The sequence below is a fragment of the Klebsiella sp. 1SOBk5mer genome (assembly GCF_046603115.1).
Classification (GTDB): Bacteria; Pseudomonadota; Gammaproteobacteria; order Enterobacterales; family Enterobacteriaceae; genus Klebsiella; species Klebsiella quasipneumoniae.
In genome coordinates this window covers 25,680-48,472 of record NZ_JBKIUU010000016.1, presented here as the reverse complement: position 1 = coordinate 48,472, position 22,793 = coordinate 25,680, and the positions used below count along the sequence as shown (strand labels likewise).

Genomic DNA, 22,793 nt, shown 5'->3' with positions numbered 1-22,793 from the left:
GCTTTTACTCCACATGAGTCAGTTTTGTAGGGTTTGCAGGTGAGGCTTCGCCCCGTCTCGGTGAGCGGGGCGCGATGTTGTTATGGATAAAGATCTAACGCGGACTGCAGCGGCTGCACGTTGAATCGTTTGCCAAGGGCGATAAGCTCTTCGCGAGTGATGGTCTGCTTCATACCGCCCATGGACAAGACTTTCACCAGCACTTCGGCGGACTTCTCGGCGGTGTCGATCAGGCCGAAGGTCTCATCCAGGGTTGGGCCGCTGCCGAAGACGCCGTGGAACGGCCACAGCACCAGCGAGTGTTTTTGCATGGTTTCCGCAGTGGCCTGGCCGATTTCATCGGTGCCTGGCACCATCCACGGCAGAATGCCGACGCCGTCCGGGAAGACCACCAGACATTCGGTGCTGCCTTCCCACAGCTTGCGGGTGAACAGATCGCTGTGGTTCTCCAGGACGTAGGTCAGGGCGATCAGGTTGGTGGCATGACAGTGCATGATCACCCGGTCCTTGCCGTCGGTCAGTTTGATGCGCTCGCTGTGCGACAGGAAGTGTGCCGGCAGCTCGGAGGTCGGCACTGCATCCTCCGTCAGACCCCACAGGATATGGTATCCCGCGCCGTCGCTGTCGACTTTCACCACGCCAAGGTTAGCGGCCGGGTCGAGCTGGACATTACGGAAGAATTTGCCGGAGCCGGTGACGATAAACGGCTGGTTAGCCAGGGTTGGCATCGGCTGGCTGAGGGCGATATAGCGCGGTTTAGCGTGGAAATCCGCCACGTAAGGTTCGATATCCGCCTCATCCAGACGCAGCGTCAGGTTGCCGCCGTTGCGCTCGTCCCAGCCTTTCAGCCAGGCGTCGGAGGTGGCTTTGATCATGCCCTGGACGAACCAGGCGTCGATAATGTTCTGCATAGTCTTGTCTTTCCTGTTGATTCGGTGAGGGGTTGACCCCCTCACCCTAAATATGTGCGTGCCCCCGGATTGCGCCGTAAACGGCTTATCCGGGCTACCGGTTCGTAGCCCGGGTAAGGCGTCAGCCGCGACCCGGGGAAGCCCGTGCATTACCCGCGCTGGCTCAGAACCGCATTCTCATAAGCCCGCACGTTGTCCAGCCACTGGCTGCCCGCCGGCGTGTCGTGACGCTGGCAGTACATCTCCCAGATGGCCTGCCACGGCAGGGATTTTTGCTCTTCGAGCAGCGCCAGGCGGGCGGTGTAATCGCCGTCGTTCTCCAGCTGGCGCAGCTGGTCGGTCGGTTCCAGCAGGGCGCGCAGCAGCGCTTTTTTCATATTGCGGGTACCAATCACCCAGGCCGCGATGCGGTTGATGGAGGCATCGAAGAAGTCGAGGCCGATGTGCACGCGGTCAAACAGGTTATGGCGAATGATTTCGCTGGCGATGGCCTGGGTCTCATCATCCAGCAGCACCACGTGGTCGCTGTCCCAGCGCACCGGGCGGCTGACGTGCAGTAGCAGACGCGGGATGTAGAGCATGGCGGCGGAGATCTTGTCGGAGATGACCTCCGTCGGGTGGAAGTGGCCGGCATCCAGGCACAGCGCCGTCTGGCGGCTGGTGGCGTAGCCCATATAGAACTCGTTGGAGCCGACGGTGTAGCTTTCGGCGCCGATACCGAACAGCTTGCTCTCCACAGCGTCAATGTGATGCGCCGGGTCGAATTTTTCGCTGATGACTTCATCCAGCGCGTTCAGCAGCCGCTGGCGCGGCGCGAAGCGGTCAACGGTAATGTCCTTCATGCCGTCCGGCACCCAGATATTCATCACCGACGGGGTGCCCAGCTGTTCGCCAAAATAAGCGGATACGCGGCGGCTGGCTTTGCAGTGGTCGATCCAGAACTGGCGGATCTCATCGTTGGCATGCGACAAGGTAAAGCCGTCGGCGCTCAGCGGATGCGAGAAGCAGGAGGGGTTGAAATCCAGCCCCAGTTTGTTGGCTTTCGCCCACTCAACCCAGTTTTTAAAGTGCTCCGGCTTAATCTCATTGCGCGCCACCGGCGCGTCGGATTCCAGATAAATAGCGTGCAGGTTGAGACGCTTTGGCCCCGGGATCAGGCTCAGCGCCTGCTCAAGGTCGGCGCGTAGCTCATGAGCATTGCGCGCTTTGCCCGGGTAGTTGCCGGTGGCCTGGATGCCGCCGGTCAGGCTTCCCGCCGGATTTTCGAACCCGGCGACGTCGTCACCCTGCCAGCAGTGCATGGATACGGGCAGACGGTCCAGCTGGCGCAGGGCCTCCTCGACATCCACGCCGACGGCGGCGTAGCGCTGCTTAGCAATTTCCCAGGCTTGTTCAAGTTGAGTGGTCATGCGCAAAGCTCCTTGGTCTGTTGTGGCTGAAACTGCGCCACGAAACGGGCAATTTCACTATCAGGATTGGGGGTAAAGGTGGTGAGGGACGCGTTGCCGCGTACCACCTGACGAAACTCATCGACGCTGGCCAGCTCGTCGAGGGTCATTAGCTGGATGCCGATATTGCCGAGGGTGGAGGCCTCTGTCGGGCCGGCCACGACGACGATCCCGCAGGCGTCGGCGCACAGCTGGTTGAGCAGTTCGTTCTGGCAGCCGCCGCCGACGATATGCAGCTGGCTGAAGGGCTGGCCGCGCAGCGCCGCCAGCTCGTTAAGCACCCGGGCGTAGAGCAGCGCCAGGCTGTCGAAAATGCAGCGCGCCAGTTCGGCGTCGCTGTCAGGAACCGGCTGACCGGATCCGCGGCAGGCGGCCTGGATCTCGGCGCTCATACTGGCCGGGTTGATAAAGCGGTCGTCATTGCAGTCAATGATGAAGCGGCACGCCGGCAGCGCGGCGGTGCGGGCGATTAGCCCCTGCAGGTCGCTGACGTTTTGCTCTTTCAGCACCCGCTGCAGCAGCCACAGCCCCATAATATTTTTCAGCACCCGATAGCGGCCTTCGGCCCCGCCTTCGTTGGTGATATTGGCCTGCAGCGCCGCGTCGCAGGTGTACGGGGTCAGGCTTTCAAACCCCATCAGCGACCAGGTCCCGGAGGAAAGATAGGCGGCGTGGCGGTCGGCCAGCGGGGAGGCGATCACCGCGCTGGCGGTGTCGTGGCTGGCGACGGCGACCACCGGGATGTTATTGCCCTGCGGACAAATCCAGTGGCCGATAACGTTGCCGGGATGCGTCGGCGCACCGAACCATTCGCGCGGCGCGCCGGTCCAGTTCAGCAGCGTCTCATCCCAGCTATCGCTGTGGATGTTGACCAGCTGGGTGGTGGTGGCGTTGGTATATTCCCAGTTCAGATTGCCGGTCAGCCGGAAGCTGAAATAGTCGGGGATCAGCAGGGCATGGGCGGCCTGACTGACCAGCTCCGGCTGCTGCTCCACCAGGGCGCGCAGCTGATAGAGGGTGTTAAACGGCAGAAACTGAATGCCGCTGCGGCGATAGATCTCCGCCCGGCCCAGCTGTTCTTCAGCGTGACGTAGCAGGCCCTGGGTGCGATCGTCACGATAGGAGACCGGCAGCCCGACGCGCTGACCCTGCTTATCCAGCAGGACATAATCCACGCCCCAGGTATCGATGCCGATGCTGTCGATCAGGATGCCCTGCTCACACACTTTCTCCAGCCCGCGGCGGATCTCGCCTTCGAGGCTATCGAGATCCCAGCAGTCGAAGCCATCCACCTTCTGCAGGCTGTTGGTGAAGCGATGAATTTCACGCAGCGTCAGGGCGCGCGGCCCGGACTGATAGCTGGCGAGCATGACCCGCCCGCTGGAGGCGCCTAAATCGACGGCGACACAATGACGAATACTCATGGAACGACCCTTCTTAAAATCATTGTCCGCAGTCTAAAAAAGGGCGCTGACTAACACCTTCTCGCTACGGACAGCCGAAACTGGCCGCTGGCAAGAAAGCAAAGGTGACCGTGAGGAAAATCACAAATTGCGGTTTTGGGCGGTGGTGAGGAGGATGTGATGGGGTCCGCAGTTCCGCATCTTTCCGGCTGATTCTTGAAAAAGCGGCAGGATTTACGAATTTCGCGGTCAAAAATTGAAGGCCGGATAGCCAACCCTTCATTACTATCAGCCGGTGACTGATAATTTTTCTCATTACGAGGGTGGCATCATGACCATATTGCACAGTACGGATTTCTTTAAGGCCGGGATCTCGACGGTGGCTATTGAACCCCGCCTCCCTCAGTCGGCCTTTCCGGAGCATCACCATGATTTCCATGAAATTGTCATCGTGGAGCAGGGCACGGGCATTCACGTCTTCAATGGCCAGCCTTATACCATCGGCGGCGGCTCGGTCTGCTTTATTCGCGATCACGACCGGCATCTTTACGAGCACACAGACAATCTGTGTCTGACCAACGTGCTCTATCGCGCGCCGGATGCGTTTCGTTTTCTCGCCGGGGTCAGCCAGCTGCTGCCCCAGGAGCAGGAGGGCAACTACCCGTCGCACTGGCGGGTAAACCAGACGGTCCTGCAGCAGGTGCGGCATATCGTGGCGCAGATGGAGGCCATGGGGAGCGAAACGGATACCCATGCCGTCGCCAGCCGTGAGATCCTGTTTATGCAGCTGCTGGTGCTGCTGCGGAAAAGCAGCCTTGCGGAAGAGGCCACCAACAACGATGCGCGGCTGAATCAGCTGCTGGCCTGGCTGGAAGACCATTTTGCGCAGGAGATCTGCTGGGAGGAGGTGGCGGCGCAGTTTTCGCTGTCGCTGCGTACTCTACACCGCCAGCTGAAGCAGCAGACCGGCCTGACGCCGCAGCGCTATCTCAATCGGGTGCGCCTGATGAAAGCCCGCCACCTGCTGCGCCACAGCGATGAAAGCGTGACTGATATCGCCTATCGCTGCGGATTCGGCGACAGTAACCACTTTTCGACGCTTTTTCGCCGCGAGTTTTCCTGGTCGCCGCGCGATATCCGCCAGGGGCGCGACGCTATTCTTCAGTAACGCGAGAGGAGTCAACGTATTGCGGACCAAAAACGCGAATAATGCGCCGTTATCCGCGTTGGGAGTGTGAGCCGTGGCCGGTCTGATTCTACGTAAAGAGGAGTTTTTCCCTTCCGCCACGCAGGCGGTGGCGGTGGCCGACCGCTACCCGCAAAACGTCTTCGCTGAACACACCCATGAGTTCTGCGAGCTGGTGCTGGTGTGGCGGGGCAACGGGCTACACGTTCTCAACGACCGTCCCTGGCGCATTACCCGTGGCGATCTGTTCTATATTCGCGCCGAAGATAAACACTCCTATGCTTCCGTTAACGATCTGGTTCTGCAGAACATCATCTATTGCCCGGAGCGGCTGCAGCTCAATTTCGACTGGGCGGGGGCGATCCCTGGCCTCTTCGGCACGCCGTGGAAGCCCCACTGGCGCATGGGCAGCACCGGTATGGCGCAGGCGCGCCAGGTAATTAGCCAGCTTGAGCATGAGTGTTCCCGGCACGATGCGCAGGGGAATGCGATGGCCGAGCTGCTGTTTGCTCAGCTGGCGCTGACCCTCCAGCGCCATCGCTACGCGACGGATAATCTGGCGGCGACGCAGCGCGAAGCGCTGTTGGACAAACTGCTGGCCGCGCTGGCGGCCAGCCTGAGCCGACCCTTTGTCCTGGAGCGTTTCTGCGAGCAGGAGGGCGGCAGCGAGCGGGCGCTACGGCAGCAATTTCGCCAGCAAACCGGCATGACCATCAATCACTATTTACGCCAGCTACGGATCTGCCATGCGCAGTATCTGTTGCAGCATACCGAGCGCTTAATCGGCGATATCGCCATGCAGTGCGGCTTTGAGGACAGTAACTACTTTTCGGTGGTGTTCAGCCGGGAAATCGGCATGTCGCCGGGTCAGTGGCGGCAGCGCAGTCGCGCCGCCGCCTGAAGAGCGTCTTTGTCAGGCAGATGATCCGGTGCTTAACTGGCCATTCCCAGACCGACGATGTTGGCGGCGATGATGATCACCACGCAGCCGAGGCTCAGGACGCTCACCGGACGACGACCGGCGTTGTTCCACTCTTTCAGCACCAGACCCACCAGACCGCCGCACAGTACGTAGAAACTCATGTGCAGCATCCAGCTCATATAGTCATACTGCGCCGGAATGCTGGCGTGGCCCCAGGCATAGAAGAAGAACTGGAGATACCACATCAGGCCGCCGAGGGCGGAAAGCAGCAGGTTGCTGATGATGAGCGGTTTGGCCAGTGAGAAATCGGCTTTGACTGACAGGGTCTTCACTTTCGCCAGACGAATAAAGCAGAAGCCAAGGTTGACCAGCGCCCCGCCGCCCATAATCACCACGTAGCTTGGCAGCGCCGCATGTAACGGGTCGACGCCGAGCGCCGCGGCGGCATCATGCATCGGTTTGGCGGCGTTCATCGCGAACGACATCCCTGCCGAGAAGATACCGCACATCACCGCCAGCAGAAGCCCTTTCTTCAGATTGAACTCTTCGGCTTTGATGCCCATTTTGCGCTCTTTCAGCTGGCCCGCACGGGTGACGATGCCAACGCCAACCACCGCCACCAGCACGCCGAGCAGCGTCATTTGACCGCCCTGGGTGTGCATCAGCACCGAAAACTGACCGTTAATAATCGGCGTCATCAGCGTACCGACAATCAGCGTGATGCCAATGGCGATGCCAATCCCCATCGACATGCCGAGATAGCGCATGGTCAGGCCATAGTTGATATTACCGATGCCCCACATGGCGCCGAACAGAAAGACCGGCAGCAGCGTGGAGGCGTTAAAGGAGCGGTAGTAGGCCCAGAAATCGGGTAACAGGGTGGCGCTGATGGCCCAGGGCAGGATCAGCCAGGAGACGATCCCCCCGACCGACCACATGGTTTCCCACGACCAGTGTTTTACTTTCTTGAACGGGGCATAGAAACAGGCGGCACTGGCGGCCCCTATCAAATGCCAAAAAATACCCATCGTAATCGCGTGGTTCATTGATTTTATCCTCATCTTTTTTTATCGGAGACGGCGGCTTCCGATGCGATGAGTGTAAAAATTAGCCGCTTTGGCCGCCTTCAGGACGTTGCCACAGGATGGCGAACTCTGGCAACCATGGGCTTAATTAGTTGTTCTACATCACAAAACGACGGGTATTTCTTCTGGTTATATCCATATGAAAAATACGGCATTGATAAGCATTTTCAATACCATTTAATTAACTATAATGGACAAACTGCTTACGCGGCGTTAACACTTGAGCCGCTCGACAATAATGGAGATGATTATGAGCTATACCCTGCCATCCCTGCCGTACGCTTACGATGCTCTGGAACCGCACTTCGACAAGCAGACGATGGAGATCCATCACACCAAACACCACCAGACCTACGTGAACAATGCCAACGCCGCGCTGGAAAGCCTGCCGGAGTTCGCTAACCTGTCCGCTGAAGAGCTGATCACCAAGCTGGATCAGCTGCCGGCTGACAAAAAAACCGTACTGCGTAACAACGCCGGCGGCCACGCGAACCACAGCCTGTTCTGGAAAGGCCTGAAAACCGGTACCACCCTGCAGGGCGACCTGAAAGCGGCTATCGAGCGCGATTTCGGCTCTGTGGACAACTTCAAAGCGGAATTCGAAAAAGCCGCTGCGACCCGTTTCGGTTCCGGCTGGGCGTGGCTGGTCCTGAAAGGTGACAAACTGGCCGTTGTCTCCACCGCAAACCAGGATTCCCCGCTGATGGGCGAAGCCATTTCCGGCGCTTCCGGCTTCCCGATCCTGGGTCTGGACGTGTGGGAACACGCTTACTACCTGAAATTCCAGAACCGTCGCCCGGACTACATCAAAGCCTTCTGGGACGTGGTGAACTGGGACGAAGCTGCAGCGCGTTTTGCCGCCAAAAAATAAGGTTGCAATGTGCTAAAAGAGAAGCGAGTCTGATGGCTCGCTTTTTTTATATCGGTAGCAAGGAGAGCAGACATGCATTATCCGGTGAATGTCTTTGTCGGCAAAATCAGGGACTACACGGGCAGTCGTCCCAGCGCGATCGGCAAAATCCAGGTTGACGGCGAGTTGCAGCTCGGCGATCTCGGTCTCGAAGGGGATGAGCAGGCGGAGAAGAAAATACACGGCGGGCCGGACCGCGCGCTGTGTCACTATCCGCGCGAACACTATGCCGACTGGATCCGTGAATTCCCCCAGCAGGCCGATCGGTTCTGCGCCCCGGCGTTCGGCGAAAACCTCTCCACTACCGGCCTCACCGAACAAAACGTCTACATTGGCGATATCTTTCGCTGGGGCGAGGCGCTGATCCAGGTCACCCAGCCGCGCTCTCCGTGCTTCAAGCTCAACTTTCATTTTGCGATCGGTGATATGGCGCAGCTGATGCAAAACAGCGGGAAGACCGGCTGGTTGTACCGGGTGATCGCCGGGGGGCAAGTCTCCAGCGATGCGCCGCTCGAACTGGTCTCTCGCCTGAGCGATGTCAGCGTCCATGAGGCCGGGGCGATTGCCTGGCATATGCCGTTTGATGACGATCAGTACCACCGCTTATTGTCGGCAGCGGGCCTGTCGGTAAGCTGGAGTCGAACCATGCAGAAGCGCCGTTTAAGCGGCAAGATCGAGGATAATTCACGGCGATTGTGGGGGAAATAATTCCCCCATATTGGCGCTTTCCGCAGAGTCTCCCGGGTAGCGGCGCAAGCGCCTTACCCGGGCGACCTGACCGTTCCTGGCGGTAACCCGGCGCAGCGCAGGCCGGGTTAGCGTCAGGTCCGCTTATACAGCGGTAGCCAGAGGGTTAAGCGCAGACCGCCCAGCGGGCTGTCGTCGGCCTTCACCCAGCCACGGTGCTGCTGAATAGCGGTTTCGACAATCGCCAGCCCCAGGCCGGTGCCGCCGGACTCGCGGTCGCGCGCCTCGTCGGTCCGGTAGAATGGCCGGAAAATCTGCTCGCGATCCTCCGGGCTGACTCCCGGGCCGTCGTCATCGACGTTAACCGTAATCCCGTCTTTATCCACTGAGAAGCTGACGGAAATCTTCGTGTGCGAGTAGCGCAGGGCGTTGCGGACGATATTCTCCAGCGCGCTTTCCAGCGCATTGGGGTTACCGTACAGCGGCCACGGACCCGGCGGATACTCAACGGTGAACGATTTACCCATCTGCTCGGCTTCAAACGCCGCGTTGTCCAGCACTTCGCCCCACAGCTGATTGGCTTTGACCGTCTCGCTCACCAGGGCGTTTTTCGCCTGATTGCGCGACATCACCAGCAGGTCGTTGATCATGCTGTCCAGCCGGTGCGCTTCAGTTTCGATACGCTCCAGCTCTTTGCTCTCACCGCTGCGGCGGCGCAGCAGGGCGGTGCCCAGCTGCAGGCGCGTGAGCGGCGTGCGCAGCTCGTGCGAGATATCGGACAGCAGCCGTTGCTGGCTGGTCATCATCCGCTCCAGGGCCGTCACCATCTGGTTAAAGCTGGCGCCAGCGGCTAAAAACTCCTGCGGTCCGGCTTCCAGCTCTGGATGCTGCCGCAGGTTGCCCTGGGCGACCTCGTCAGCGGCATTTTTCAGCTTACGCGCCGGTTTCGCCAGGCTCCACGCCAGCCACAGCAGCAGCGGGGCGCTAACCAGCATTGTGACGATCAGCAGCAGCAGCGGCCGGTCAAACAGCAGGTTGATAAAGTCGGATTGTGAGGTGCTGGCGGGACGGATCAGATACAGCTGATAGTTATCCTCCCCATCCCTGACGGAGAACGGGCCCACCATTTCCAGGCGGCCATAGCGTTTTTTCTGCGGATGATCGGCGTTATCGGCCTGGCCGATAAAGTTGCGAATGATCTGCATCTCGTTGCGTTCTGCGCCGATCACGCGGCCTTCGCTGGTGACCAGCAGCAGGCGCTGACCCGGAGGCGCCCATTTATCGATGGCGCGAAACAGACGACGCCACCACATCAGGTCGTTTGGCGGATCGTTGGCCAGCTCGGCCTCGACGTGCTGCTCGATCATGATGCCTTGACGCTGCTCGCTTTCCAGCAGCTCGGTCATCTGCCGGGAGTCCAGTTTGGGCAGCATCAGCACCAGCATCAACACCAGCGCCAGCGTGAGCCAGAAGATGGCGAAGATGCGTGCAGTCAAACTTCCAATCATGAAGCGGAAACCATCAGATACCCGCGGCCACGCAGCGTTTTAAACCACGGATGGCCATCTTTGCGCTCCGGCAGCTTACGCCGCAGGTTGGAAATATGCATATCGATGGCGCGGTCGAACGGCGTCAGGCGCTTGCCTAACACTTCCTGGCTTAAATGTTCGCGTGACACCACCTGGCCGAGATGCTGCGCTAACAGATAGAGCAGGGTGAACTCGGTGCCGGTGAGCTCCAGCGTCTGGCCATCGAAATTGGCTTCCTGACGGCCCGGATTGAGGCTTAAGGCATCCACTTCCAGGGTCGGCGAGCCGGCTTCGGTCGTCTGCTGCTGTTCGCTCCAGTGGGAACGGCGCAGAATCGCGCGTATACGCGCCACCAGTTCGCGATCGTTGAACGGCTTAGGCAAATAGTCATCTGCGCCCAGCTCGAGGCCGAGAACGCGATCCAGCTCGCTCCCGCGCGCTGTTAGCATGATAACCGGAGTCTGGTGTGTCTGACGCAGCTCTTTAAGCGTATCGATACCGTTTTTCTTCGGCATCATTACGTCGAGCAGCAATAAATCAATGCTGTCGTCCAGAAGGGCCAGCGCCTGTTCCCCATCATGGGCCACCAGCACGTTAAAACCTTCCATATCGAGCAGCTCTTTTAACAGGGAGGTGAGCTCCCGGTCATCATCAACTAACAGGATTTTATTCATTGTTTAAATACCTCCGAGGCAGAAATTACGTCATCAAGGCCCGCTAATCCATGACTTTACGTTGTTTTACACCCCCTGACGCATGTTTGCAGCCTGAATCGTAGACTGTCTCTCGTTGAATCGCGACACAAACGTTTTGGGAGTATGTGATGCGCAATGTTATCGCTGCCGTCATGGCCTCAACGCTGGCGCTAAGTGCATATAGCCAGGCCGCTGAAGTCGTTACCAGCGTTAACTGGCTCCCCGGAGACGAAGGGGGACAGCGCGGTAGCCAGAGCCATATGTTTGACGGCATAAGTTTAACCGAGCAGCAACGTCAGCAGTTACGGGATCTTATGCAACGGGCACGCCACGACAGGCTCCCCGTTAATGTTAGCGAAATGGAGACAATGCATCGCCTTGTCACCGCAGAAAATTTTGATGAAAACGCTGTGCGCGCTCAGGCAGAAAAGATGGCGCAGGAACAGGTTGCTCGCCAGGTCGAGATGGCTAAGGTCCGCAACCAGATGTACCACCTGCTTACGCCAGAGCAGCAAGCGGTTTTAAATGCTAAGCACCAGCAACGTATGGATCAGTTGCGTGAGGTTGCAAGGACGCAGAAAGGCTCAGCGATGATGCTTTCGAGTAGTAGCAACACCCTGCAACCCCAGTAACAAACCCTGTTTTCCTTGCCATAGACACCATCCCTGTCTTCCCCCACATGATGTGGGGGTTTTTTTTGTCCTTTTTTCGGCAAATCAACTTCTTCGCCTGTCCCGTGAGCGTCACCAGTTCAGGTTATACTAAGCGCAGTGCAGGAGAAGGAGCCTATATGAATCAATCTTATGGCCGGTTGGTCAGCCGCGCCGCTATCGCTGCGACGGCGATGGCCTCCGCGTTACTTTTGATCAAAATTTTTGCGTGGTGGTATACCGGTTCAGTCAGTATTCTGGCCGCGCTGGTGGATTCGCTGGTGGATATTGCCGCCTCGCTGACCAACCTGCTGGTGGTGCGCTATTCGCTGCAGCCTGCTGATGAAGAACATACCTTTGGCCACGGCAAAGCAGAGTCGCTGGCGGCGCTGGCGCAAAGCATGTTTATCTCCGGTTCGGCGCTGTTTCTGTTTCTTACCGGTATTCAGCACCTGGTGCGTCCGGAGCCGCTACAGGCCGCCGGCGTCGGGGTTGTCGTCACGTTGATTGCCCTGTTCAGCACGCTGGCGCTGGTGACCTTCCAGCGCTGGGTGGTGCGAAAAACCCAAAGCCAGGCGGTGCGGGCGGATATGCTTCATTATCAGTCTGATGTTATGATGAACGGCGCCATTCTGGTGGCGCTGGGCCTCTCCTGGTACGGCTGGCATCGCGCCGATGCGTTGTTTGCCTTAGGAATTGGCATCTATATTTTATATAGCGCGCTGCGGATGGGCTATGAGGCGGTTCAGTCGTTACTCGACCGCGCTTTGCCTGACGAGGAGCGTCAGGACATTATCACCATCGTGACCGCATGGCCCGGCATCCGCGGGGCGCACGATCTACGAACGCGGCAGTCAGGGCCGACCCGCTTTATTCAGATTCATTTGGAAATGGAAGATAACCTCCCGCTGGTGCAAGCCCACGTGATTGCAGACCAGGTGGAGCAGGCGATTCTGCGCCGTTTCCCGGGTTCCGATGTCATTATCCATCAGGATCCCAGTTCTGTGGTGCCGGCGGCGCAGCAGGGCTTTTTTGAGCGTTAGGTTATAGTCTGTAAACTCGATGTAAAAATGTGGGTCAGCTCGGCATTTTTTGTATAAATTACCGCCGTTTGGTCTGACCTGAATCAATTCAGCTTGAGGCGTTTGATATACTATTGTCATTAGCGTCGTGCACTCCTGGTGAGGGAGCGCTTCAGGCAACAGAATTATTTTTTGCTTCCTAAGTTCAGAGGTAGTCATGATTAAGAAAATCGGTGTGTTGACAAGTGGCGGTGATGCGCCGGGCATGAACGCAGCAATTCGTGGCGTTGTGCGCGCGGCATTAACGGAAGGTCTGGAAGTTTTTGGAATCTATGACGGTTACCTCGGCTTGTACGAAGACCGTATGGTTCAGCTCGACCGTTACAGCGTTTCCGACATGATCAACCGCGGCGGCACCTTCCTGGGCTCCGCTCGCTTCCCGGAATTCCGCGAAGAACACATCCGCGCAGTGGCTATCGAAAACATGAAGAAGCGTGGCCTGGACGCGCTGGTGGTTATCGGTGGTGACGGGTCCTATATGGGGGCGATGCGCCTGACCGAGATGGGATTCCCGTGCATCGGCCTGCCGGGCACCATCGACAACGATATCAAAGGCACTGACTACACCATCGGCTTCTTCACCGCTCTGAGCACCGTGGTGGAAGCGATTGACCGTCTGCGCGACACCTCCTCTTCGCACCAGCGTATCTCCGTGGTGGAAGTGATGGGCCGTTACTGTGGCGACCTGACTCTGGCGGCGGCGATTGCCGGCGGCTGTGAGTTCATCATGGTGCCGGAAGTGGAATATACCCGTGACGATCTGGTAGCGGAAATCAAAGCCGGCATCGCGAAAGGGAAGAAACACGCTATCGTGGCGATCACCGAACACATGTGCGACGTTGACGAGCTGGCAAGCTACATCGAGAAAGAGACCGGCCGTGAAACCCGCGCTACCGTCCTCGGCCACATTCAGCGCGGCGGTTCCCCGGTTCCTTACGACCGTATCCTGGCTTCCCGCATGGGCGCCTATGCGATTGAGCTGCTGCTGCAGGGCCATGGCGGCCGTTGCGTCGGCATCCAGAACGAGAAGCTGGTGCACCACGACATCATCGATGCCATCGAGAACATGAAGCGTCCGTTCAAGAACGACTGGCTGGATTGCGCGAAGAAACTGTACTAAGTTACGCGCCGGATAAACAAAAGGCCTTCTCATGGAGAAGGCCTTTTTTATGGCGCAAGGTTTATTCGATATCCAGCGGGTCTTCCGACAGAATCATCCCGGTGTTATCGGCATACAGATGGTCGCCGCTGAAGAAGGTCACGCCGCCGAAATTGACGCGCACGTCGCTTTCGCCTATGCCTTCGCCAGCCGCGCCGACCGGAATGGCCGCCAGCGCCTGGATGCCGATATCCAGTTCCTCAAGGTCGTCAACCTGGCGCACCGCGCCATAGACCACCAACCCTTCCCATTCATTCTGTACGGCCAGACGCGCCAGGTCAGCGTCAATTAACGCGCGTCGTACTGAGCCGCCGCCGTCGATCAGGAGAATATGACCACGGCCATTCTGCTCGAGCAGATCGTAGAGCAACCCGTTATCCTCGAAACATTTTACCGTAATGATCTGTCCACCAAACGACGACCGTCCTCCAAAGTTAGAGAACAGCGGTTCCACGACGTTGACATCTTCCTGGTAGATGTCACAAAGCTCGGAAGTATCGTATTTCATAGGCTTAACGTTCAGTTGCTGCGAGAGTTTTTAGTATATCCCGCGAATCGCATTGTTGGCAAAATCATCAATTGTTAATTGATATTTGTCAGTTAAGCCGCCAGCTTACTGGCAATAATCCCGATAACAAACAGCAGGTTGGTCAGCAAAGCCCCTTTGACCGTCTTTTCGAGCATCGGCCGCATCGCCAGCGGATCGGATTCGCGCAGGACGTAACGCGCCTGTTTGACCAGCAGCGGCGTGGCGAGAATAAACAGCCAGCCCCAGGCAGAATGCAGCGCCAGCAGGTTAAACAGCGCCAGACACAGCAGGGCGCCGAGCAGCAGGCAGGCATGATAGCGGCGGGCATTGACCGGCCCCAGGCGCACGGCGAGGGTGTTCTTCCCGTTCTGCCGGTCGCTGTCGATATCACGCAGGTTATTGATGTTCAGTACGGCGGTCGCCAGCAGACCGCAGGCCGTTGCCGGCAGAAAAATGGCCGCTTCCACATTGTGGGCTTGCAGATACCAGCTGCCGAGGACGCTCAGCCAGCCGAAGAAAACGAGTACCGAAATATCACCGAGGCCAATATAACCATACGGGCGGGTGCCCACTGTGTAGGTGATGGCGGCCACGATCGACAGGCCACCCAGCGCGAGGAAACCGATGAAATCGCCGACGCTCTGCCAGGCGACGCACAGTAGCGCCAGACCAAACAGACAGATCAGCGCGACGGTGACAATCAAGGCGCGCTTCATCTGCTGGGGGGTAATCACCCCTTTCTGCATCCCGCGCAGCGGCCCGATGCGGTCCGGTTTATCGCTCCCCTTGACCGCGTCGCCGTAGTCATTGGCGAGGTTGGAAAGAATTTGCAGCAAGCCGGCGGTGATCAGCGCCAGCAGGGCGACCCAGGGATCAAAATGCCCCTGCTCCCAGGCAAGGACGGTGCCAACAATAATCGCGGCAAACGCTAGCGGTAACGTTTTAGGACGCAGGCTTTCCAGCCACGCCTGAGAACGGCTGATATCAGTCATAGTTATTTTAGCCAATAAAAATGGGGGCGATAGCCCCCATCAACAGTGATGAAAATGCATTGCACCGGATTATAGGATAAAACGGCTCAGATCTTCATCTGCCACCAGAACATCCAGGTGCTTACTCACATATTCGGCATCGATAGTGACGGTCTGGCCGTTCATCTCGCTGGCCTCATAGGAGATATCTTCCACCAGGCGCTCCAGCACGGTGTGCAGACGGCGCGCGCCGATGTTCTCGGTGGTTTCGTTTACCTGCCATGCGGCCTGAGCGATACGCTTGATACCGTCTTCGGTGAATTCGATATTCACCCCTTCGGTCGCCATCAGCGCCTTGTACTGCACGGTGATGGAGGCGTTCGGTTCGGTCAGGATGCGCTCGAAGTCATGGGTGGTCAGCGCCTTCAGCTCAACGCGGATCGGCAGACGCCCCTGCAGTTCCGGGATCAGATCGGACGGGCTGGCCACCTGGAACGCGCCGGAGGCGATAAACAGGATGTGGTCGGTCTTGACCATCCCGTGCTTGGTGGAGACGGTGCAGCCTTCCACCAGCGGCAGCAGGTCGCGCTGTACGCCTTCACGGGAGACGTCCGGGCCGGAGGTGTTGCCGCCGCGCTTACAGATTTTGTCGATTTCGTCGATAAAGACGATACCGTGCTGCTCAACAGCGTCGATGGCTTCCTGCTTCAGCTCTTCCGGATTGACCAGTTTGGCCGCTTCTTCTTCAATCAGCAGCTTCATCGCGTCTTTGATTTTCAGCTTACGCGGTTTCTGCTTCTGGCCGCCGAGGTTCTGGAACATGGACTGCAGCTGGCTGGTCATCTCTTCCATGCCCGGAGGGGACATGATTTCAACGCCCATCGGCGCCGCAGCGAGATCGATTTCAATCTCTTTATCGTCCAGCTGGCCTTCACGCAGTTTCTTACGAAACGCCTGGCGCGCCGCAGACGGTTCCTGCGACGGCTCAGTCTGGCCCCAGTTGTTCTTCGCCGGTGGGATCAGCACGTCAAGCACGCGCTCTTCCGCCAGCTCTTCCGCGCGGTAACGGTTCTTATCGATGGACTGCATACGAACCATTTTGATCGCCGCATCGGTCAGATCGCGGATGATAGAGTCCACTTCTTTACCGACATAACCTACTTCGGTGAACTTCGTCGCTTCAACTTTAATAAACGGCGCGTTGGCCAGTTTCGCCAGACGACGAGCGATTTCGGTTTTACCGACGCCGGTTGGGCCGATCATCAGAATGTTTTTCGGCGTGACTTCATGACGCAGCTCTTCGTTAAGCTGCATCCGGCGCCAGCGGTTACGCAGGGCGATAGCAACAGAACGCTTGGCGGCGTCCTGGCCGATAATGTGTTTGTCCAGTTCGCTGACAATTTCGCGTGGGGTCATTTCAGACATGGGAGATCCTTACGCTTTAGAAGGTAATTCTTCGATGGTGTGGAAATGGTTGGTATAGATGCAGATATCACCTGCAATATCCAACGCTTTCTCGGCGATATCGCGCGCGCCCATATCGGTGTTTTCCAGCAGCGCGCGGGCCGCGGCCTGGGCGTAAGGACCGCCGGAGCCGATAGCAATCAAATCGTTTTCCGGCTGTACCACGTCACCGTTACCGGTGATGATAAGCGACGCGTTTTCGTCCGCGACGGCCAGCAGCGCTTCCAGCTTGCGCAACATCCGATCGGTTCGCCAGTCTTTAGCCAGCTCAACGGCGGCCTTCACCAGATGGCCCTGGTGCATTTCCAGTTTGCGTTCAAACAGTTCGAACAGCGTGAAGGCGTCGGCGGTGCCGCCAGCGAAACCGGCAATCACTTTGTCGTTGTACAGACGACGCACTTTTTTCACGTTGCCCTTCATTACGGTGTTGCCCAGCGTGGCCTGGCCATCACCGGCAATAACAACATGGCCGTTACGGCGAACACTTACAATTGTAGTCACGAGCAGACCCCTTGGTTGCAAAAGCGGAACAGGGGCCCCGCGCTGTCCGCGGGGCCGAATGCAATTATAGATGGGGGGGATTTTGAGGGTTTCAACCCCTGGCGGCGAGACGAATGCAGTTCGCGTGTCCAGCCATCTTCAGGCGGGTGATCATCTCGTTGGCGCTTTCTTTGCCTTTCAGCGGGCCAATGACCACGCGGTTCCAGCCGTTGTTGGTGGTGATGTGCGAGGCAAACCCTTCGAAAGCCAGCTGAGCGCGGACGGTTTCGGCCTGCTCGGCGCCTTTAAAGGAGCCGCACTGGATCATCCAGCTACGATCGTCTTTTTTCTCGGCGGTCGTTTTCGGCGCTTCCTCCACTCGAGTCACCGGCGCGGCGGCCTGCGCGCGCGGCTGCGTAGTCGTAGTGTGCGCCGGCGTCTGCAGCAGATCCTGGTACGGCTGCTGGTTTGACGCGGTCTGCTTCGGCTGTTGCTGCTGGACCGGCTTCGGCTGCTGAACGCGCGGCGGCTGCTGCACGGTCTGCTGCTGAGTTTGCGCCCACTGTTGCTGTTGCGCCTGCTGCTGTTGCTGCGCTAAACGCTGACGCTGCAGCGTCTGCTGGCGCTGGGCCGGCGTTTGTTCGTTCCACGGCACTTCGGTCAGCTGAGTCGGCTGTTGACGCATATCGGCCTGCATCTGGGCCAGCAGCTGACGCTGTTCGTCGGTCAGTTGCTCCGGTTTCATCACTTCGCCGCCGGCGGTCGGTTCGGTCGGCGCGCGAACGCCCGGCTGGCGGCTTTCCAGCTCTTTAATATAGCGCCAGCGCTCTTCCGGTTTTGGCGGCAAGCCGTTGCCGGCGGCCTGGCGATTTTGCATCGCTTCCGCTTCTTCTTTCTTATGGTGCGTAATGAAATAGAGTCCACCGATAAAGGCCACCAGCACAGCCGCCGCGATCGCCACCATAGCCGGTGAAATTGCCGGGAGGCTGCTTTGCTTATTCCTTGAGCTTCGGGTAGTGCTCTTTTTGCGCCGCGAAGAAGCCGGTTGGCTGCGGCGTACATAATCTCGTTGTGCCACTATCGTTTCGCTGTCTTATATTCGTTCGTCAGCCCGCCATGTTACTTAAGCGGCGGGCCTTTGACCAGAAGAGCAGGCCCGAAAGCCTGATGGTTATCGTCTGATTTTTTGCGTACTGCCGCGAACAATCAGTTCGCAATCGAGCAGGCGCGAGCCGCTGTTCACGTTATGACCCTGCATTTGCTCAAGTAATAGCAGCATTCCTTCACGGCCGATATCAAAACGCGGCTGTGACACGGTGGTCAATGGCGGATCGCAAAATTCAGACAACGCGATGTTATCGAAGCCGACAATCGACAGGTCGTCCGGCACTTTCAGACCGCGGCGTTTCGCCAGCGATAAGGCGCCCAGCGCCATCACATCGCTATGGCAAAAGACCGCGGTGGGCGGTACCGGCTGCGACAGCAGCTGCTCCAGCGCATTGGCGCCAGCTTCGAAGGTAAAGTTGCCGCGAGCGATATAGTGCGGATCAACGGTGATACCGCTGCGGCGCAGCGCCTGCACGTAACCCTGCAGGCGATAATGGCACAGCGGCATATCTTCCGGGCCGGCGATGCAGCCGATACGCTGGTGTCCCAGCTCGTGAAGATAGTTTACCGCGTTAAAAGCCGCCGTCAGGTTATCGATGTGGACGGTGGGCAGCTCCAGCTCCGGCGCGAACTCGTTCGACATGACCATCGGCGGCAAATTGCGCTGCTCTTCCACGCTGGCGTCAAACGGCAGGCGCGAGCTGAGCAGCACCATGCCGTCAATCTGCTTGGTGATGATAAGGTCGATAAAGGTTTTTTCTTTCTGATTCTGGTGGGCGCAATCGCCGATTAACACCAGATATCCGTGCTCGGCGGCAGTGACTTCAATACCGCGGATCACTTCGCTAAAAAAGGGATCGCAGATATCCGGGACGATCACGAGGATCGTCCGCGATTCGTTGCGCTTCATATTGCGTCCGAGCGACTGCGGTAAATAGCCGACTTCCAGCGCCGCCTGCTCGACCCGGTTACGGGTGGCTTGCGACACCTTATCAGGGTTCATCAACGCTCGGGACACGGTTGCCGTGGAAACGTTTGCCTTTAAGGCGACGTCTTTCATGGTGGCGGCAACCACTTGTTTTTTGGGCTTCACCTGGTTTCTCCTCGCTGAATGGCGCTGGCATTTCCCTTGCGCGCTAACTGCTGCATCATTTTTATCAGATAGTCGCGGCAGTGAGTTACAGAATTTTCATGAAAAACGTGATGCTTGTTAAATTTTTCGATCCGGCTCGCAAGAGAAGGCTTACCCTTCAATAGGATCGACATCCAGCACCCACTTCACTTTTTTCGCCTCCGGCAGCGTATTGATCAGCGCCAGCGTACCGCTGACGATATGCTGCAGGCGTACCCGCGAAGGATGCTGCAGCAATATCTGCCACCGCCAGCGGCCGCCGCGCTTCGGCGCCAGCGCCGGAACCGGACCGAGCACCCATAGCTTGTCGTCGGCCAGCGGACTGGCCTGCAGCAGATTGCGCAGCTGTTGTAAAAACAGCGGCGCCTGCTGGTTGTTATGGTCTTCCGCACGAATCAGCACATGGCTGGTCCACGGCGGTAGCTGCATTGTCTGCCGCTCTGCCAGCGCCTGTTCGGCGAAGGCGTCGTAGCCTTTATACAGCAGGGTCTGCAGCAGAGGGTGTTCAGGATGGTGGGTTTGCAGGATCACTTCGCCCTGTTTTCCTGCCCGTCCCGCTCGCCCGGAGACCTGGGTATAGAGCTGAGCGAAACGCTCGGCGGAGCGGAAATCCGCGGAAAACAGCGCCCCGTCGACGTCCAGCAGGGAGACGAGGGTGACGTCCGGGAAGTGGTGGCCTTTGGCCAGCATCTGGGTGCCAATTAAAATACGCGCCCCGCCGCGATGGACGGCGGCGAGATGCTCCTCCAGCGCCCCTTTGCGGCTGGTGGTATCGCGGTCGATACGCGAGATAGGCACGTCAGGGAACAGCGGCGCCAGGGCCTGCTCCAGCTGTTCGGTGCCGATACCCACCGGCACCAGGTGCGTGGAGCCGCAGGAGGGACATTGGCGCGGGATAGGGCGCTGACTGTCGCAATGGTGGCAGCGCAGATGGTGCTGCGCCTGGTGCAACGTGTAGTAGCTGTCGCAGCGCGGACATTCCGCTATCCAACCGCAGTCGTGGCACAGCAGCGCTGGCGCAAAGCCGCGGCGGTTAAGAAACAGGATCACCTGGTTATCCGCCTGCAGATGCTGGCGCATACGGTTAATCAGCGCGGGAGACAGACCCGCCTGCAGCGGTTGCCCTTTGAGATCGAGCACGTGCTGCTGGGCAGGGCGCGCATTGCCCGCGCGTTTGCTTAAGGTTAACTGGCGGTATTTGCCCTGGCGGACGTTATGCAGGGTCTCCAGCGCCGGCGTCGCCGAGCCGAGAATAATCGGGATCTGTTCGCTGTGGGCGCGCCATACCGCTAGGTCGCGGGCATGGTAGCGCCAGCCCTCCTGCTGCTTGTAGGAGCTGTCATGCTCTTCGTCGATAACGATGACGCCGAGGTCTTTAAACGGGGTAAACAGCGAGGAGCGGGTGCCGATCACAATGGCCGCTTCGCCGTTTTTCGCCTTCAGCCAGGCCGAAAGACGTTCGCTGTCATTGAGTCCGGAGTGCAGCACTTCCACCGGCGCGTTAAAGCGCTGGCGGAAACGGGCGATGGTCTGCGGCGTCAGACCGATCTCCGGCACCATCACCAGCGCCTGGCGCCCCTGCGCCAGCACATTCTCCAGCACGCTCAAATAGACTTCCGTTTTCCCTGAGCCGGTAATACCCGCCAGCAGCCAGGCGGAGAAGCGATCGGCGGCGCTGTGGATCGCCCCGACGGCGGTGGCTTGCTCGGTATTAAGACGCAGGCGTTCGCCGGCAACCGAATACGCGCTGCGCCAGTCGATGAGGGCGGGCGCTTCGCAGGCCAGCTCCGCCAGCCCTTTGCCGCGCAGCGCCTGCAGCGCCGCTTCATTAAATTCCAGTTCGCCAACCTGATGACGCCAGATTTTTCCCTGGCGCAGCGCCGCCAGCGCCTGCTGCTGCTTCGGCGAGCGTTTCAGACCGTTAAGGTCGACGGCCTGCCCCTGCTCGGTGGCGAACCAGTACCACAGCGGCGTCGCGCTGGCGGGTTTGCCCTGGCGCAGCAGAATGGGCAGCGCATGGAACAGCACATCGCCAATCGGATGATGGTAATACTCAGCCGCCCACATCAGCAGCCGCCAGACGGTACCGGAGAAGACCGGTTCGTCGTCCAGCGCTTCCGCGACCGGTTTTAGCTCGTCCAGCGGCAGCTCGCTGCGTTCGCTGACCGCCGCGACAATACCGATCCGCTCCTGTTTGCCGAACGGCACCCGCACCCGACAGCCCGCTTTGACCGCCATGCCTTCAGGCAGCAGATAGTCAAAAGTGCGCGGTAGCGGAACGGGTAGGGCAACGTGGGCGACGGGCATGTCATCTTCCTGACTTGAAATCTGGCGGGATAGTATACACATTACGATAAGGCGGCGCGGATCAGTTTGCATATGCTGGTCAAATTCTGTATGATTCGCCGCCTTTAATGCGCTTTATATCGCATTGAAGATTGACCATTACCGCGTGCTTCACGCTGTCAACAGCGTAGAGGGCGACGGGAAATTACTAATATCGCGTGGTGTCTGGCGTTAGGGCTGGAAGAGCGACGCGGCCTTAACTGAGGTTCTCCCATGAAAAAAGGTATTCACCCAAATTACGACGAAATTACTGCTACCTGTTCTTGCGGTAATGTCATGAAAATCCGCTCCACCGTAGGTCACGACCTGAACCTCGACGTGTGCGGCAAATGCCACCCGTTCTTCACCGGCAAACAGCGTGATGTTGCTACCGGTGGCCGTGTTGACCGCTTCAACAAGCGCTTCAGCATCCCGGGCAGCAAGTAAGTTGCCAGAAGAAGCCGCCTCAGGGCGGCTTTTTTGTGTCTCTCGCCTGCCTGGGCGGGAAAGAAAAAGGGCGGAAGCGTGCTTCCGCCCTTTTTATCGTCTCAGTATTCCCACGTATCCGGGTCGATACCCAGTTCACGCATAATCGCTTTCGCCGCTTCCGGGATCTCATCGCTGCGCTCTTTACGCAGGTCTTCATCGTTAGGCAACGGTTGTCCGGTAAAGGCATGCAGGAACGCTTCGCACAGCAGTTCGCTGTTGGTCGCGTGACGCAGGTTATTCACCTGACGACGCGTGCGTTCATCGGTGAGGATTTTTAACACCTTCAGAGGAATGGAAACCGTAATTTTCTTTACTTGCTCACTCTTCTTACCGTGCTCAGCGTATGGGCTGATATATTCGCCGCTCCATTCAGCCATGAGATACCTTAATCCTCTGTTTATTAGTGAAGGGCCAGAATATTCCGCCCGGGCTATAATCGCGCGTAGTTTACCGTATGCGCGGGCTTTCTGACATGAGATAAGCCGCCGCCGACGTGCGCTAATGCATATAATTTTAACGGCTATTTGCACTTTGCTCAATCTATACGCAAAGAAGTTTAGATGTCCAGATGTATTGACGTCTATTATGACAATGTTTACTCTGAAGCCTGACTTTTCACCGATTCAGCC

At 58.3% G+C, this 22,793-nt stretch carries 22 protein-coding genes; 8 read left to right on the top strand and 14 right to left on the bottom strand.

Going from position 1 to position 22,793, the window contains the following annotated elements; genetic code table 11:
• Window positions 1–80: 80 nt before the first annotated feature.
• The 3 genes from rhaD to rhaB form a co-directional block, all read right to left on the bottom strand.
• Window positions 81–911: a rhamnulose-1-phosphate aldolase gene (gene rhaD, locus ACLH1U_RS23455; RefSeq protein ID WP_023291521.1), complete on the bottom strand. Its 831-nt coding sequence runs from the start codon at window positions 909–911 to the stop codon at window positions 81–83.
• A 149-nt stretch (window positions 912–1,060) separates the two neighbouring features.
• Window positions 1,061–2,320: an L-rhamnose isomerase gene (locus tag ACLH1U_RS23450; RefSeq protein ID WP_048336609.1), complete on the bottom strand. Its 1,260-nt coding sequence runs from the start codon at window positions 2,318–2,320 to the stop codon at window positions 1,061–1,063.
• Window positions 2,317–3,783: a rhamnulokinase gene (gene rhaB / locus ACLH1U_RS23445; RefSeq protein ID WP_050534178.1), complete on the bottom strand. Its 1,467-nt coding sequence runs from the start codon at window positions 3,781–3,783 to the stop codon at window positions 2,317–2,319. Before rhaB ends, ACLH1U_RS23450 begins: the two co-directional genes overlap by 4 nt.
• 310 nt (window positions 3,784–4,093) lie before the next feature.
• On the opposite strand from rhaB, the gene rhaS reads away from it, so the two are divergent.
• On the top strand, window positions 4,094–4,930 hold the full coding sequence (gene rhaS, locus ACLH1U_RS23440) for an HTH-type transcriptional activator RhaS (protein ID WP_004203665.1): 837 nt from the start codon (window positions 4,094–4,096) through the stop codon (window positions 4,928–4,930).
• A gap of 73 nt (window positions 4,931–5,003) precedes the next feature.
• Window positions 5,004–5,849, top strand: coding sequence for an HTH-type transcriptional activator RhaR (rhaR, locus tag ACLH1U_RS23435; RefSeq protein WP_004203666.1), 846 nt, complete (start codon window positions 5,004–5,006; stop codon window positions 5,847–5,849).
• Between the two features lie 32 nt (window positions 5,850–5,881).
• Here the strand turns inward: rhaR and rhaT are convergent, their stop codons facing one another.
• Complete coding sequence (gene rhaT / locus ACLH1U_RS23430; RefSeq protein ID WP_411299477.1) at window positions 5,882–6,916, bottom strand: L-rhamnose/proton symporter RhaT; 1,035 nt, start codon at window positions 6,914–6,916, stop codon at window positions 5,882–5,884.
• Window positions 6,917–7,205: 289 nt separating this feature from the next.
• On the opposite strand from rhaT, the gene sodA reads away from it, so the two are divergent.
• Entirely contained in the window at window positions 7,206–7,826 is a 621-nt protein-coding gene (gene sodA, locus ACLH1U_RS23425) for a superoxide dismutase [Mn] (RefSeq protein WP_004203668.1), read from the top strand.
• Between the two features lie 72 nt (window positions 7,827–7,898).
• Complete coding sequence (gene yiiM / locus ACLH1U_RS23420; RefSeq protein ID WP_064158482.1) at window positions 7,899–8,573, top strand: 6-hydroxyaminopurine reductase; 675 nt, start codon at window positions 7,899–7,901, stop codon at window positions 8,571–8,573.
• Between the two features lie 113 nt (window positions 8,574–8,686).
• Here the strand turns inward: yiiM and cpxA are convergent, their stop codons facing one another.
• Window positions 8,687–10,060, bottom strand: coding sequence for an envelope stress sensor histidine kinase CpxA (gene cpxA / locus ACLH1U_RS23415; RefSeq protein ID WP_008807874.1), 1,374 nt, complete (start codon window positions 10,058–10,060; stop codon window positions 8,687–8,689).
• Window positions 10,057–10,755, bottom strand: a complete 699-nt coding sequence (cpxR, locus tag ACLH1U_RS23410) for an envelope stress response regulator transcription factor CpxR (RefSeq protein WP_004203671.1) — start codon at window positions 10,753–10,755, stop codon at window positions 10,057–10,059. The genes cpxA and cpxR overlap by 4 nt, the downstream gene beginning before the upstream one ends.
• A 149-nt stretch (window positions 10,756–10,904) precedes the next feature.
• Here cpxR and cpxP point away from each other — a divergent pair, with 149 nt between their 5' ends.
• The 3 genes from cpxP to pfkA all read left to right on the top strand — a co-directional run bounded on the left by cpxP (window position 10,905) and on the right by pfkA (window position 13,628).
• Window positions 10,905–11,408: a cell-envelope stress modulator CpxP gene (gene cpxP / locus ACLH1U_RS23405; protein ID WP_023291526.1), complete on the top strand. Its 504-nt coding sequence runs from the start codon at window positions 10,905–10,907 to the stop codon at window positions 11,406–11,408.
• A gap of 158 nt (window positions 11,409–11,566) precedes the next feature.
• Window positions 11,567–12,469: a CDF family cation-efflux transporter FieF gene (gene fieF, locus ACLH1U_RS23400; protein ID WP_008807873.1), complete on the top strand. Its 903-nt coding sequence runs from the start codon at window positions 11,567–11,569 to the stop codon at window positions 12,467–12,469.
• A gap of 196 nt (window positions 12,470–12,665) precedes the next feature.
• Window positions 12,666–13,628 (top strand): 6-phosphofructokinase, encoded by a 963-nt coding sequence (gene pfkA, locus ACLH1U_RS23395; RefSeq protein ID WP_002882911.1) that lies wholly within the window; start codon window positions 12,666–12,668, stop codon window positions 13,626–13,628.
• A 61-nt stretch (window positions 13,629–13,689) separates the two neighbouring features.
• Here the strand turns inward: pfkA and rraA are convergent, their stop codons facing one another.
• The 7 genes from rraA to priA form a co-directional block, all read right to left on the bottom strand.
• Entirely contained in the window at window positions 13,690–14,175 is a 486-nt protein-coding gene (gene rraA / locus ACLH1U_RS23390; protein WP_002882913.1) for a ribonuclease E activity regulator RraA, read from the bottom strand.
• A gap of 92 nt (window positions 14,176–14,267) precedes the next feature.
• Window positions 14,268–15,188 (bottom strand): 1,4-dihydroxy-2-naphthoate polyprenyltransferase, encoded by a 921-nt coding sequence (gene menA, locus ACLH1U_RS23385; RefSeq protein WP_004203673.1) that lies wholly within the window; start codon window positions 15,186–15,188, stop codon window positions 14,268–14,270.
• A gap of 69 nt (window positions 15,189–15,257) precedes the next feature.
• Window positions 15,258–16,592: an HslU--HslV peptidase ATPase subunit gene (gene hslU / locus ACLH1U_RS23380; protein ID WP_065806004.1), complete on the bottom strand. Its 1,335-nt coding sequence runs from the start codon at window positions 16,590–16,592 to the stop codon at window positions 15,258–15,260.
• Window positions 16,593–16,601: 9 nt separating this feature from the next.
• Window positions 16,602–17,132 carry an ATP-dependent protease subunit HslV gene (gene hslV, locus ACLH1U_RS23375; protein WP_002882918.1) on the bottom strand — a complete coding sequence of 177 codons (531 nt, stop codon included), beginning with the start codon at window positions 17,130–17,132 and terminating at the stop codon, window positions 16,602–16,604.
• A 91-nt stretch (window positions 17,133–17,223) separates the two neighbouring features.
• A complete protein-coding gene (ftsN, locus tag ACLH1U_RS23370; RefSeq protein ID WP_071997579.1) occupies window positions 17,224–18,189 on the bottom strand; it encodes a cell division protein FtsN in 966 nt (321 codons plus the stop codon).
• Between the two features lie 93 nt (window positions 18,190–18,282).
• Window positions 18,283–19,311, bottom strand: a complete 1,029-nt coding sequence (cytR, locus tag ACLH1U_RS23365) for a DNA-binding transcriptional regulator CytR (RefSeq protein ID WP_004203676.1) — start codon at window positions 19,309–19,311, stop codon at window positions 18,283–18,285.
• 150 nt (window positions 19,312–19,461) lie between these two features.
• On the bottom strand, window positions 19,462–21,657 hold the full coding sequence (gene priA / locus ACLH1U_RS23360; RefSeq protein WP_044520924.1) for a primosomal protein N': 2,196 nt from the start codon (window positions 21,655–21,657) through the stop codon (window positions 19,462–19,464).
• A 252-nt stretch (window positions 21,658–21,909) separates the two neighbouring features.
• Here priA and rpmE point away from each other — a divergent pair, with 252 nt between their 5' ends.
• Window positions 21,910–22,122, top strand: a complete 213-nt coding sequence (rpmE, locus tag ACLH1U_RS23355) for a 50S ribosomal protein L31 (protein WP_002882922.1) — start codon at window positions 21,910–21,912, stop codon at window positions 22,120–22,122.
• Between the two features lie 101 nt (window positions 22,123–22,223).
• On the opposite strand, the gene metJ is transcribed toward rpmE, so the two are convergent.
• Window positions 22,224–22,541, bottom strand: a complete 318-nt coding sequence (gene metJ, locus ACLH1U_RS23350; RefSeq protein ID WP_002882924.1) for a met regulon transcriptional regulator MetJ — start codon at window positions 22,539–22,541, stop codon at window positions 22,224–22,226.
• Between the last annotated feature and the right edge of the window lie 252 nt (window positions 22,542–22,793).

What these genes read in the sequence shown, in the direction of transcription:
- menA (WP_004203673.1), bottom strand. Translation starts at nt 15,188, where the DNA reads ATGACTGATATCAGCCGTTCTCAGGCGTGGCTGGAAAGCCTGCGTCCT.
- ACLH1U_RS23450 (WP_048336609.1), bottom strand. Translation starts at nt 2,320, where the DNA reads ATGACCACTCAACTTGAACAAGCCTGGGAAATTGCTAAGCAGCGCTAC.
- yiiM (WP_064158482.1), top strand. Translation starts at nt 7,899, where the DNA reads ATGCATTATCCGGTGAATGTCTTTGTCGGCAAAATCAGGGACTACACG.
- metJ (WP_002882924.1), bottom strand. Translation starts at nt 22,541, where the DNA reads ATGGCTGAATGGAGCGGCGAATATATCAGCCCATACGCTGAGCACGGT.
- rhaS (WP_004203665.1), top strand. Translation starts at nt 4,094, where the DNA reads ATGACCATATTGCACAGTACGGATTTCTTTAAGGCCGGGATCTCGACG.
- sodA (WP_004203668.1), top strand. Translation starts at nt 7,206, where the DNA reads ATGAGCTATACCCTGCCATCCCTGCCGTACGCTTACGATGCTCTGGAA.
- rraA (WP_002882913.1), bottom strand. Translation starts at nt 14,175, where the DNA reads ATGAAATACGATACTTCCGAGCTTTGTGACATCTACCAGGAAGATGTC.
- cpxA (WP_008807874.1), bottom strand. Translation starts at nt 10,060, where the DNA reads ATGATTGGAAGTTTGACTGCACGCATCTTCGCCATCTTCTGGCTCACG.
- pfkA (WP_002882911.1), top strand. Translation starts at nt 12,666, where the DNA reads ATGATTAAGAAAATCGGTGTGTTGACAAGTGGCGGTGATGCGCCGGGC.
- rpmE (WP_002882922.1), top strand. Translation starts at nt 21,910, where the DNA reads ATGAAAAAAGGTATTCACCCAAATTACGACGAAATTACTGCTACCTGT.
- priA (WP_044520924.1), bottom strand. Translation starts at nt 21,657, where the DNA reads ATGCCCGTCGCCCACGTTGCCCTACCCGTTCCGCTACCGCGCACTTTT.
- hslU (WP_065806004.1), bottom strand. Translation starts at nt 16,592, where the DNA reads ATGTCTGAAATGACCCCACGCGAAATTGTCAGCGAACTGGACAAACAC.
- rhaB (WP_050534178.1), bottom strand. Translation starts at nt 3,783, where the DNA reads ATGAGTATTCGTCATTGTGTCGCCGTCGATTTAGGCGCCTCCAGCGGG.
- fieF (WP_008807873.1), top strand. Translation starts at nt 11,567, where the DNA reads ATGAATCAATCTTATGGCCGGTTGGTCAGCCGCGCCGCTATCGCTGCG.
- cpxR (WP_004203671.1), bottom strand. Translation starts at nt 10,755, where the DNA reads ATGAATAAAATCCTGTTAGTTGATGATGACCGGGAGCTCACCTCCCTG.
- cpxP (WP_023291526.1), top strand. Translation starts at nt 10,905, where the DNA reads ATGCGCAATGTTATCGCTGCCGTCATGGCCTCAACGCTGGCGCTAAGT.
- rhaD (WP_023291521.1), bottom strand. Translation starts at nt 911, where the DNA reads ATGCAGAACATTATCGACGCCTGGTTCGTCCAGGGCATGATCAAAGCC.
- rhaT (WP_411299477.1), bottom strand. Translation starts at nt 6,916, where the DNA reads ATGAACCACGCGATTACGATGGGTATTTTTTGGCATTTGATAGGGGCC.